Raw genomic sequence first — 11,962 nt, 5'->3', positions numbered from 1 at the left:
AGATGGCGGAGAGCAAGAGATCAGGCACGGACGTCATCGGCGTGCGCAGGACTCTTGCGGCGGAAGGACTCTGAGACAGACCGGAGGGCTGTTCGGCACATGCGTGTGACTCTGGTGAACATGCCGTGGGCTTCATTGGACACGCCGTCCCTCGCGCTGGGGATCCTGCATTCCATCGGCCGCTCCCACCGGGCGGACGTGGAGACGGTGAACGCCAACCTGGACTTCTACGACTGGGCGGCGGAAGCGATCGGACTGCGGGTCGAGGACTACGAGTTCTTCGCCAGCCACGCGTACTTCGACGGCTACGGGGACTGGGTGTTCTCCAGCGCCCTCCACGGCGTACCGGCGTGGCGGGTCCGCGAGTTCGAGGACCAGATGGCGTCGGGCCTCGGCCCGCACCTGCGGGCCGTGTGCCTGGCCCTGCACGAGGCGTCCGCGCGGTTCGTCGAGGAACTGGCCGCGCGGATCGCCGAAACCCGTCCGGACCTGGTGGGCTTCACCACCACGTTCCAGCAGAACACCGCCGCCCTGGCCACGGCCGCGGCGGTCAAGAGGCTGTCGCCGGGCACCGCCACGGTGCTCGGCGGCGCCAACTGCGACGGACCGCAGGGGGAGGCGCTGCACCGCAACTTCCCCGCCGTCGACTACGTGGTGCGCGGCGAGGCCGAGCGGGCGTTCCCCATGCTGCTCGACGTGGTCCGCGGCGAGGTGGAGCCGGCGACGATCCCGGGGCTGTGCTGGCGCGGCGAGGACGGCGCGCACCGGGCGAACGCCATGGCCCGCTTCCCGCTCCCGCCCGGCGAGTTGAGGCAGCCGGACTACCGGCCCTACTTCGCCCGGGTGCAGGAGTCGGCGGCCCGTTCCCGGATCGAGCCGAAGCTGGTGCTGGAGGGCTCCCGCGGGTGTTGGTGGGGCGAGAAGCACCACTGCACGTTCTGCGGACTGAACGGCTCGTCGATGGCCTTCCGCAGCAAGGCCCCCGAGACGTTCGTGAGCGAGATCGTCGAACAGGCCCGCCTGCACCAGGTGCTCGACGTCCTCGTCGTGGACAACATCCTCGACATGGGATACCTGCGGAGCGTGATGCCCGCTCTGATCGAGGCGGGCCACGACCTCCGCTTCCACTACGAGATCAAGTCCAACCTCCGCTACCGCCATCTGCAGACGCTCGCCGACGCCGGCCTCGTACAGGTGCAGCCCGGTATCGAGAGCCTCAGCAGCAGGGTCCTGCGCCTGATGGACAAGGGCGTCACCGGCTGCCAGAACGTGCGCCACCTGCGGGACGCCCAGTCCGCCGGCCTCTGGGCCACGTGGAACTACCTCTACGGCTTCCCCGGCGAGAAGGACAGCGACTACACCCAGGTGATCCGGCAGTTCCCCGCCCTCACCCACCTCACCCCGCCGGACGGCGTCACCCGCATCGAGATCGAGCGGTTCAGCCCCTACTTCGACCGGCCCGAACTGGGCTTCTCCCCGCTGCGACCGGCTTCCCACTACTCCGTCGTCTACGACCTGCCGGAGGAGGAGCTGTACGACCTGGCCTACCTCTTCGACGCCCCGCACGCCGGCATCGACGAAACCGTCGCGAAAGGGCTCGCCGCCGCCGTCGAACGGTGGCGCGACCAGCACCTGCACAGCAGCCTCACCCGCTACGACATCGGATCGAGAATCGTGCTGACGAACCGGCGGGAAGACTTCGACTGGACGACCAGGAGCATCACGGACCCGGTGGAGGTGGCCGCGTTCCGGCTCCTGGAGGACCCGCGGAGCGTCCAGTCGCTGACCCACCGGCTCAGCGCCAGGTTCACCGCCAGCGTCTCCCCGGCCCGCGTCGCCGAACTGCTCGCGGAGTGGGGCGAGGCCGGGCTCCTCTACGAGGACGCCGACCGGTACGTCCATGTCGTGCCCCTGGGCACCAACGCGGAGCTGACCCGCCTCGGCGGCTGCGCCCCGGACCTGACCCGGGACTTCGCACGGGCCGTCGGCCCCGGCCCCGAGGACGCCCGGTGATCACTGCCCGCAAGCCGGTGATCGACCTCTGGCGGGACTACCGCGAGCACGCGCGGACGGTTCCGGGAATGCACCTCGGCAGCGTCGCCGTCTCCGACGCCTCCCTGGACGCGGCGCACACCGCCCGTGAGCTGTACCGCACGGGCGTGCGCAGGGCCGAGTTCAGCGCCCTCGTGGACCTCTCCGCCGCGGCCGAGCCGATCTGCGCCGTACGGGTCCTGGACCTGCTCCGGGAGCTGACCGCCTGGGGCGTCGTCGTCGACTGGCGCGTGCGGCTGCCCGACGCGGGGGCGTGCCGGTCCGGACCGTCGGCGTTCACGCTCAGCCACCTCTACCCGCCGTCCCGGATCGAGGGACCGGCCGACGCGGCAGAACTGCGGTCGACCTGGGCCGAGGGCTTCTTCCTGGGCAAGTGCGTGGTCCGCAACGGACCCGGCTTCCTGGAGATCCGCGACCACCGGCCCGGCGTGCTGAACCGGATCGTGATCGACGACCCGGAGTACCTCGCCGCTGTGGAGGCGGTCCGGGCGGGCCCGACGGCCGACGGTGTCGACCCGTCCGTCCGGGGAGATCTCGCGGCGGAGTCCCTCCTGGTCGGCATCGGCGACCTCTGGTGGTGGGCCCCCCACCGCCCCCACCGCTGGCCGCAGCCGCCCTTCCGGGTCTGACGGTGCTGCACCGGCCCCAGCCGCGGTTCAGAACACGGGCAGGGCGGCGAGCGTCGTGCCGTCCATGAGGAACACGCGGTTCGCGTCGCCCGTGATCCAGTAGCGGACCGGGTTCTTGATGACACGGAACACCCACGGCGGCCGGTTCTCGGACGAAAGGTCGACGACGTTGATGCCTCCCTCCGTCCTGTTGACGGTGACCGACCACATGCCGTTGCCCTGCACGACGAGCGGGCTGGGCGGGTCGCATTCGAGGAGACCCCCGAAGTTCCAGTCCGTTCCCCGGCCGGTCCGCAGGTCCAGGCGGAGGGGGAGCGTCAGAACCGACGCGTACACGTGGTCGCCGTGGATGGTCGGAGGGCCCCAGAAGACCGGGGTGCCGTTCGGCGGCTTGGGGTTCTCGGCCGTCCAGAGCTCCTTGCCGTCGACGACGTCGACGACGGAGAGGTTCTTGCCGGTCACGCACAGGGTGCGGCCCGACACGGCCGCCTGGGCCCGGCCGTCGTCGGACTGCTTGCGGCGGTCCCACACCTTGCGGCCGTCGGCCGTGTCGAGGGCGATGACCGTTCCGTCCGCCGCCGTGACGACCAGCCGGCCCTGGGCCGCCAGGCCGCGGGAGGCGGCCTCCTTGCCGAGGTCCGCGTCGACGGAGACGGTCCAGCGGATCTTGGCGTCGGACCGGCCGATGCTGCGCACCCGGCCCTCCTTGGTGACCACGTAGACGGCCTCGTCGTCCGCGGCGAGGAGCCATGCGGCATCGGCGGGAGACGTCCACTTGGGCTTCCCGGTCGAGGCGACGAAGGTCACCAGGGTGCCGTCGCCGTCGGCGGCCGCCACCAGCCGGTCGGAGAGCGACAGGTAGCGCCGGGTGGCCGCGACCTCCCCGGCCGACCACCGCAGGGTGCCGTCGACGACGCTGCGCGCGGCGATGCCGCCCTTCGGTGCCCCGACGATGACGACGTCCCGTACGGGCAGGGGCGCGGGCGTGTTCTCCGCGGCGGCCGAGGAGACGCTCCAGAGCGGCTCGGGTGTCTCGCCGAGGACGTAGTCGCCCTTCTTCGCGTCCAGGACCTTGGCCGTCGGGGTCGCTGCCGCGGGCGGGATGTCGAAGGGACCGGAACGGGTCGCCACGCTCCACCACGCCGCGGTGCCGCCGCCGACCACCAGCACGGATCCGCCGACCGCGAGGCCCGTCAGCAGGCGACGACGCGACACGGAGCGCGGCGCGACCCCGCCCGGCACGGTCGTCAGCCGGTGGAGGCCGTGCTCCCGGGTCGTGATGTCCTGCGCGATCGCCCCCCGCCGCCAGGCGCGTTCGGCGCCGCGGGGCGGGGCGGACGACCGGGCGATCAGGTCCGGCAGGGGCCGCGCCGCCGGGTCCTTGGCGAGGAGCGGCCCGATCAGCGGGCGGAGTGCGGGCGGCACGCGGTCCAGGCGCGGCTCGCCGTGGACGACCTCGTACTGCACGGCCGCGACGTGCGAACCCTCGTACGCGTGCGCCCCGCTCGCCGCGTACACCAGGACGGCGCCCAGCGAGAAGACGTCGGCCGGCGGACCGACGCGCTGCCCCAGGACCTGCTCGGGCGCGCCGTACCCCGGGGTGACCGGGACCTGGCCCGTCGCGGTGAGGGTGAGGCCGTGTTCGGGGCGGGCGATGCCGAAGTCGATGACGCGGGGGCCGGTCGAGGTGAGCACGATGTTCGCGGGCTTCAGGTCCCGGTGGACGAGGCCGGCGGCGTGGATGTCGTGCAGCGCCCCGGCGAGCGCCGCCGCCAGGGCCCGTACGGTCGGTTCGTCGAGCGGACCGTGGGAGCGTACGGAGTCGGCGAGCGTGGGCCCGGTCAGGAACTCGGTGGCGATCCACGGACGACCGCCTTCCGTCTGCGCGTCCAGGACGCGGGCCACGGATCCGCTCTCGACGGCCCGGGCCATCTCGGCCTCGCGGACGAACCGCCGGGTGAGGTTCGGGTCGTGCGCCAGGTGGGGGTGCAGCACCTTCACCGCGGCGGCGCGCCCCTCACCGTCCTGACCGACGTAGACCTTGCCCATGCCGCCTTCGCCGAGCACGGCGAGGATGCGGTACGGGCCCAGCCGGATCGGGTCTCCGGATTCCAGGGGCTTCATCGTGGAGGCTTTCTGTGAGCTCAGGAGAGGGGGTACGCGGCGACGTACTCGTCGCCGAGGGCGATGAGCCGCCCTGCGGAGGGGTGGGCGAAGTAGCGCGCCCTGGCGGCTTTGAAGGGGCGGGTCACGGCGCCGGTGCGGATGTCCGCGGCCATCAGGCCGGACGAGGCCCTGCTGTACGCGTACACGTGCCCGATCCCGACCGCGGGCGGGGCGTCGAGGTCCTCGGACGGGACGGCCCGGCTCTTCTCCGCCCACCGCAGGGCGCCGGTCGTGGCGTCGAGGGCGACCATGCCGCGGTTCTCCTCGACCGCGTACACCACACCGTCCTTGACGGCCGGCGGGCTGAACCGCGCGGTCGGAGCCTGCCCTTGGAAACGCCAGGCCGCCTTGCCGTCGGCCAGGCCGAACGCGGTGAGTTCACCGGCCGCCGGGTACACGTGCCGTTCGTCCACGGCCACGCGGGCCCGGCTGAGCGCCGACTGCTTTCCGTCGAGCGGCTTGTCCCACAGCGCCCTGCCCGTCTGGGCGTCGTGCACGACGAGGCGCGGTTCCCCCTCCGCGGACTGCTGGACGAGGACCAGGTGATTGCCCACCGCGTGGGCCGACAGGAAGTGCAGGCGGCTTGACTTGTCGGGTCGGCCCGGCAGCGGCACCTCCCAGAGCTTGGCTCCGGAACGGGCGTCGACCTTCAGCAGGAACCACGTCTGGTCCTTGGCGAAGCCGTCGGGGGCGTGGGTGCCGCGGCCTCCCACCAGGTAGACGGCGTCGCCGGTCGCGCAGAGCAGCTGGGTTCCGAAGAGGATCGCCCTCAGGTCCTTGAGCACACCGAAGGGGGCGTTGATCTTCCCGGTGGCCATGTCGACCGTGGAGACGCGGAGCGGCTCGGCCTCGTCGAGGGTGTAGTCGGTGGCGTAGACCTTCGTGCCGTCGGTGGCGGTGCGACGCATGAAGTAGACGGCCGGATCCTCCCACTTGGCCGCTCCCGTCGCGGGATCGAGGCCCTTGACGCCGTACTCGCCGACGACGAGGAGCCCGTCCAGGGTGAGCGGGGCGGGCGGGATGAGCGGGTCGGCGTAGCTGACGGGCTCCTGCCAGAGCAGGTCCCACGCGGGTCCCCCGGACGTGGTGGCGGGCGCCTTCGGGTCGGGGTCCTCACGGCCCAGCCATGCCCAGGTGCCGGCTCCGGCCGCGGCCGCGCCGAGCACGGAACCCCCGCCGAGGGTGAGGAGCCGGCGGCGGGACAGGGCGGACGGGGACGGCGACTGCGGCCGATCCCCGCTCGGGAGGGTCTCGGCGAGGCCGTGTCCCGGCGGGGCCGGGAGGCGGTGGGGCGCGTCGGCCCAGGCGCCACCGACCCGGCGGGTGATCTCCATGAGCAGCGCTTCGGGGAGCCGGTCGGCGAAACCGTCCTCCCCGGTGCGCAGCCGGGCGGCGAGCTCCCCGGTGGTGGGCCGGTCGGCCGGGTCCTTGGCGAGGCAGTGCGCCAGGACCGGGAGCAGGGCCGACGGAACCCCGGTGAGGTCGGGGTCGGCGTAGCGGACGCGGTAGAGGAGGTCGGCGTGCGCTCCGGTGCCGAAGGGGCCGCGGCCGGTGGCCGCGTAGGTCAGGACGCCGGCGAGGGCGAAGACGTCACCGGCGGAGGTGTGTTCCAGGCCGGTCGCCTGCTCCGGGGACATGAAGGCGGGCGTGCCCGCGGCGGTACCGGTCCGGGTGAGGCGGTCGTCGCCGAGGGCGCGGGCGATCCCGAAGTCGATGACCTTGGGGCCCTCGGCCGTGATCATGATGTTGGAGGGCTTGAGGTCGCGGTGGACGACGTCCGAGGCGTGGAGCTGCGCCAGAGCCGCGCAGAGCGCGGTTCCGAGGGCGCGTACGGCAGGCTCGGGGAGGGGACCCGCCAGGGACACGGCCTCGTCGAGGGGCGGGCCGAGGACGTACTCGGTGGCCAGCCAGGGGGTGTCGGCGAGCGGGTCGGCGTCGAAGACCCGGGCGCCGTGGACGGGGCCCATGACGCGGGCGGCGTCCACTTCCAGGCGGAAGCGGGTGCGGACGGCGGGATCGGTGGCGATGTGGGCGTGCATCGTCTTCAGCGCCGCCGTACGGCCGGTGGCCGAGCGGGCGAGGTAGACGGTGCCCATGCCGCCGCTGCCCAGACGGGCGACGAGGCGGTGGCCGCCCAGGGTGTGCGGGTCGTCGTGTGTGAGGGGGAGGAGCATCAGTGGCGGGTCCGGGAAGCGGTGACGGGGAGTTCGGCCGCGAGGAGCTGTGCCGACTGGTGCGCGAGGGCGACGACGACGGACGCCGGGAGGGGGATCGGGCTCGGGGTGGCGGTGTCCAGGACGGTGGCCGCATGCGCCGCCGGCTCCGGGTGGGAGAAGAGCTGGTGGGCCTGCGGCCGTCGCGCGGGGTCGCGGGAGAGGCAGGCCGTGACGGGTTCGCGCAGGAAGGAGGGGAGCTCGTCGCGTTCGGGGACGGTGTGGCCGGTCGCGGCGTAGGCGAGTACCGCCCCCAGCGCGTACACGTCGCCCGGCGGGCGGGGCCGGCCGCCGGCCGCCTGCTCCGGGGCGAGGCTGCCGGAGTCGAGGCCCGGCAGGCCGCTGCGGTGCTCGCCGTCGGGAGCCGCGGCCCGTACCGCGCCGAAGCAGCTCAGGCGGGGGCCGTCGGCGGTGAGCAGCACGGCGGCGGGGGACAGACCCGCGTGCGTGACGCCCTGCGCGTGGGCGGTGGCCAGCGTCCGGGCGAGGGCCGCGCCCAGGGCCTGTACGACCGGGCCGGGCAGCGGCCCGCCGTGGGCCCGCAGGGCGGCGGGCAGGGGGAGGGCGGGGACGTACGGCGCCGTGCACCAGGGGAGTTCGGCCGGGCCGCCGCCGACCTCGCCGACCGGCAGGAGCCCGGGTATGGAGAGCCGGCGCGCCCCCTCGGCCTCGATCGCCCACCGGGTCGGGTCGGTGTCGGGTCGGGGCAGCCGGGCGAGGAAGGTGCGGTCGCCGTCGCCGCTCCGGACGATGAACCGCCGCTCGGCGGCGGTGTGTTCGGGCTCGTCATCGAGCCGGCCCAGGACGGCGTGGGGCCCGATCAGCGGAGCGTCGTCGTGGCGCAGCGCTTGCACCGGCTGTCTCCCCCCTGGTCTGTGTTGATCCACGGCCACCCTACTCAAGCGTCCGGCCCCGGCTGCGCGTCGCACTCGCCGCGCCAGGCGAAGTCGAGGAGGGCGGCGGGCAGGTAGCCGGACTCGACCTCGACCGGGAGTCCGTCGGCCTTGGCCAGGCAGGCGATCGCCAGCGGTCCGGTACTCCTTGTGCTGCCGCAGTGCGTCGGCCAGGGCCTCGTTGAAGCCGGCGGTGTCCTTGCGCAGGAAGCGGTAGAGCATCATGATCGGCGGATTCCGGAGCTTGCTCATCTCCTCCCCGTCGAGAACGCGGGCGTGCTCAGGTCCACGGCTCGCACCAGGTTGGCGCCCAGGTCGTCACGGCGGAGCCAGAAGCTCTGGAGGGCTCCACCCAGGCGTACGCGTACTCGTCCAGCCGACCGCCGAAGGCGCGCAGCAGGGACACCGGGATCCGCGCCAGCATGGTGATGCGGGCTGTGTCACGGCAGATGATCGCGAGGCGGAAGGCGTCGATCCAGCGCACAGGACACCGAACCCTCCAAGACGGGCACCACCGCCGCCATGTCGTCCTTCGGATGGTCCTGCCGGGGAACGATCACGGTCATGTGTGCCTTACGTGGGGAACTCGCCCACCCAGCCGCGGGTGAGCAGGTGGTGCGGGAGGTAGCCCGATTCGACGTCGACCGGCATGCCTCCGTCGGACGCGAGGCACGCGAGGGCCAGAGGGGCCAGCGCAAGGTGCCCGGCAGGGTCCTCGGCCCGGTCCTCGTCGGCGGTCCAGTACGCCTTGTGGAGCTCCAGGGCCTTTACCAAGGCCTCGTTGAAGCCGTCGGAGTCCCGAGTGATGAAGAGGTAGAAGAGGTGAATCGGCGGGGCGAGTACCGCCTGGAGCAGTCCGTGCGGCGTTTGCCCCGCGACGTCGGGCGCCGACATTTCGACGGCCCGGGTCAGCTTCTCGACGAGCCCGGGCCCCTGGAGCCAGTACGTCTGCAGGGCGTCGACCCAATGCCGGACGAACTCGTCGTATCCGCCGGAGTCGATTCGGTCGAGTGGGAACCGGCTCAGCTCGGTGAGCCGGTCCTGATCCCGGCACACCACGGCGAGCCAGAACGTGGTCAGCCATGTACCGAGTTCGGCGAAGTCTTCGTCGGCACCAGCGGCCGGGAGCGTACGCACCTGACGGTCGATCCGGCACTGCACGGTCCCATGCTCCGCGGCGGCGGTCGCGAAGACGGCGGAGCCCAACTGGAGCGTGTTGACCGCCGCCTCCCAGGTCTCCAGCTTCGCTGCCCGGGGATCGACCGTGCAGCGGGCCTCGAGATGCAGGAGCGCCTTGCCGAAGATCCGGCCGAGCGAGTGCGGGTACTGCTCCAGCCTGTCGATGGACTGCGTCAGGTTCTCGCCGAGAGATTCAGCCCACTTCTCTTCCGTATCTCCCGGTGAAAAATGCCGGTCGACGATGACGGTCAACGGAGGCTCCTCTTGCTGATGTCAAAGCGCTGGTACTGGTATCCAGTGTACTGGAGCCCGTTTCGGTCGCCCTTGACCACGACGTACTCAAGGTTGCCATTGTCGAAGGCCGTTTCCAGCGCCTCGGCGAGTGTCTTCTCCGCATCGTTCTTCTTTCCGCGCTTGTGCATCTCGCGGATTATGTCGAAGAAGTATTCCTGAGATCCTTGGGACACCCGGCGCCCGTTCGGCAGGTTTCGAGCGCCAAGATCCGTATCGATACTGCTCTTTGCTTCGACCACGACATACTTGCCGTCCGGCGTGAGCCACACCTGGTCGAACTGGTCATTGCCGTTCTTGGGCCCGTCGAGGGGCTTCTTGGTGGATCCCGCGTGGTGTTCGGCGATGTAGTGGTGTTCCGCGACGTACTCGCCGTAGGCGCCGGTCTCCTTGATCATGTCCCTGTGGTACTGCCTGTACGCTTCTCGACCGTCTGCCAGGTGCTGTGCGGTCTCGTCCGTTCCGTGGATCTTGTGAGCCGCATCCGCCTCCTGCTTGAAGACTTCACTCAGCTTGTCCACCACGACGGAGAAGAACCGGCTGCGGGTGGCCTCCTGCAGGCCGGCGAGGCGGGCGGGGTCCCTCACGGCGCCGGGTGTTTCGTGTACGTACTTCGGGTCGAGGTAATGCGGCTTGGGGGGAGCGGGTGCATCCTTTGCGCGAATCCAGGGCGAGTTTTCGTCCAGCCTCGTGAGCTGAGGCGGGGTCATGCCGCTCTCGTCCTTGAAGTCCAGATTCTTCCGATTTCCATTGCTCTTGTAGAAATCTTCGAAATACCCAGGTTCAGTATTCGCGCGGTAGGCCTGGATTTGTTCGATCTGAAGGTCGGTGAGCGTTCCGGGAGGCCCATAGGGGTCGTCGCCGTCCCGCATGAAGCTGGGCCGCTCCACCGTGGTTCGGGGCGTCGCAGGGTTCGCAGGCGCGGCGTCGTCCCCCGCCCGCGCCGCGTCGTCGACGCCGCCCGTGCCCGGGGTGTCCGGGAGGTGGTTGCCGCCCGTACCGGGTACGTCCGGGTGGGTGCCGCCCGTGCCGCCGGGGCCGTCGCCGTGGGTGGCCCCGCCGGACGGGCCGTCGGCGTGGGTGCCGGCCGTGGACGGCGTGTCCGGGTGGGTGGCGCCCGTCGGGGACGGGGAGTCCGGGCGGGGGCCGCCGGGGTTGTTGAGGTCGTTCCGCGGCATGTTGTCCGGGGCGTGGCCGCCCGGGGTGTTGTCGATGCCGCGCGGGGTGTTGTCGATCGCGTGGACCGGGTCGGAGATGTTGCTGCCGAGGCTGATGCCGTTGTCGCCGCCGCGGGCGCCGACGCCGACCAGTTCGCGCTCCGGGACCCTGGCGGTGGACGGGGTGTCCGTCTTCGGGGCTTCGGTGCGCGGTACGCCCGAGTCCGCGTCCGGCTTGCCTGTCGGGGCGTCCTTGACGGACTGGTCGAGGGAGCCGTCCGCCTTGAAGATGTTGCCGTCGGGGTCCATGAACTTCGGCGGGCCGTCCACCGGGAGCTTGACCGTGCCCGGAGGGAACGTGGTGGTGCCCTCGGGCAGCTTGATGTTGCCGTCGGGGAGCTTGATCGCGCCGTCCGGGACGGCCGAGCCCGAGGGGAGGTGGATCGCGCCGTCCGGGAGGTGGATGGCTCCCTCGGGGAGGGCGATCGCGCCGTCCAGGTTGATGTTCGGGACCTCGACCTTGCCCATGCCCTTCAGACCGGCCATCACGTCGCCGATCTTCGAGAAGCCCGCGCCCGCGCCCTTGAAGATGTACGTCATCGGGTCGATCGCATGGCCGGCCTTGCCCGCGAACGACAGGGTCTTCGCCACCGCGCCGGCCTTGCCCGCGCCCGAGACGGCGCCGCCCGCGCCGCCGGTGAAGATCGTGGTCACGACGTTGAAAGTGACCGCGCCCGCCGCGCGGGACGGGTTCGAGCCCCACTGGTCCCAGGCCAGCAGTGCCTTGCCGGTCTCCTTCATCGCCGTACGCGAGTCCCGCAGCCACGACGGCAGCTTGTCATCCGGTGCGGCGAGGAAGAGGGGGCCGGCACCGGGTATGGACATGATGGCGAGGCCGGTGCCCAGCTTGGCCAGGCCCGTCCAGGACTGCTTGAACACGTCCCAGCCCTGCAGGCCGACCAGGCCGCCGAGGCCCTTGAGGGTGCCCCACACGCCGTCGACGACGATGCCCTTGCCGAACTCCCAGGCATGCTCCCACACCTGCCACGCGGGTATGGACTCCTCCACCGCGTCGCCCCAGGGCAGGGACTTGGACTGCTTCATCGCCTCGGCGTCGTAGCCGTACATGTCCTTGGCGTTGGAGCCGTCGTTGACCTTGAGCGGCTTCCCGCCCACCAGGGCGACGATCTTGGCGTAGGCCGCCCGTTCCACTTCCTGGAACTGCGCCCACACCTCGGCGATCTCGTTGCGGCGGTCGAGGTTCTCGTCGATCAGGTCGCCGTCTTCACGCCACTTGTCGTCGTCGGCGACCTTCGTGCGGAACGCCTCCGCTTCCGCCCGCAGGTTTTCCAGCTTCTTGATGACGGGCGCGGCGTCGCGGG

8 protein-coding genes and 1 pseudogene are annotated in these 11,962 nt (G+C 71.7%); 2 read left to right on the top strand and 7 right to left on the bottom strand.

Going from position 1 to position 11,962, the window contains the following annotated elements; all coding sequences use genetic code 11:
• Positions 1 to 99 precede the first annotated feature (99 nt).
• Positions 100 to 2,013, top strand: coding sequence for a RiPP maturation radical SAM C-methyltransferase (locus tag E6U81_RS16485; RefSeq protein ID WP_136230839.1), 1,914 nt, complete (start codon positions 100 to 102; stop codon positions 2,011 to 2,013).
• Positions 2,010 to 2,681, top strand: a complete 672-nt coding sequence (locus E6U81_RS16480) for a DUF5825 family protein (protein WP_136230838.1) — start codon at positions 2,010 to 2,012, stop codon at positions 2,679 to 2,681. Before E6U81_RS16485 ends, E6U81_RS16480 begins: the two co-directional genes overlap by 4 nt.
• A 27-nt stretch (positions 2,682 to 2,708) precedes the next feature.
• On the opposite strand, the gene E6U81_RS16475 is transcribed toward E6U81_RS16480, so the two are convergent.
• The 7 genes and pseudogenes from E6U81_RS16475 to E6U81_RS39840 all read right to left on the bottom strand — a co-directional run.
• Positions 2,709 to 4,805, bottom strand: a complete 2,097-nt coding sequence (locus E6U81_RS16475) for a serine/threonine-protein kinase (RefSeq protein ID WP_136230837.1) — start codon at positions 4,803 to 4,805, stop codon at positions 2,709 to 2,711.
• Between the two features lie 20 nt (positions 4,806 to 4,825).
• Positions 4,826 to 7,021 carry a serine/threonine-protein kinase gene (locus E6U81_RS16470; protein WP_136230836.1) on the bottom strand — a complete coding sequence of 732 codons (2,196 nt, stop codon included), beginning with the start codon at positions 7,019 to 7,021 and terminating at the stop codon, positions 4,826 to 4,828.
• On the bottom strand, positions 7,021 to 7,914 hold the full coding sequence (locus E6U81_RS16465) for a serine/threonine protein kinase (protein ID WP_240803850.1): 894 nt from the start codon (positions 7,912 to 7,914) through the stop codon (positions 7,021 to 7,023). Before E6U81_RS16465 ends, E6U81_RS16470 begins: the two co-directional genes overlap by 1 nt.
• Positions 7,915 to 8,136: 222 nt before the next feature.
• Positions 8,137 to 8,205, bottom strand: a pseudogene (locus E6U81_RS41920) (hypothetical protein); the annotation flags it as partial.
• A 28-nt stretch (positions 8,206 to 8,233) separates the two neighbouring features.
• Positions 8,234 to 8,437 carry an Imm49 family immunity protein gene (locus E6U81_RS41040; RefSeq protein ID WP_240803849.1) on the bottom strand — a complete coding sequence of 68 codons (204 nt, stop codon included), beginning with the start codon at positions 8,435 to 8,437 and terminating at the stop codon, positions 8,234 to 8,236.
• An 89-nt stretch (positions 8,438 to 8,526) separates the two neighbouring features.
• Positions 8,527 to 9,384 (bottom strand): immunity 49 family protein, encoded by an 858-nt coding sequence (locus tag E6U81_RS16455; RefSeq protein WP_136230835.1) that lies wholly within the window; start codon positions 9,382 to 9,384, stop codon positions 8,527 to 8,529.
• The coding region (locus E6U81_RS39840; protein WP_168714644.1) for a hypothetical protein at positions 9,381 to 11,962 on the bottom strand (2,582 nt) is incomplete at its 5' end. The genes E6U81_RS16455 and E6U81_RS39840, both read right to left, overlap by 4 nt.

The sequence above is a fragment of the Streptomyces sp. A0592 genome (genome assembly GCF_004795115.1).
GTDB classification, from domain to species: domain Bacteria; phylum Actinomycetota; class Actinomycetes; order Streptomycetales; family Streptomycetaceae; genus Streptomyces; species Streptomyces erythrochromogenes.
This window is presented reverse-complemented; position numbering and strand designations above follow the sequence as displayed.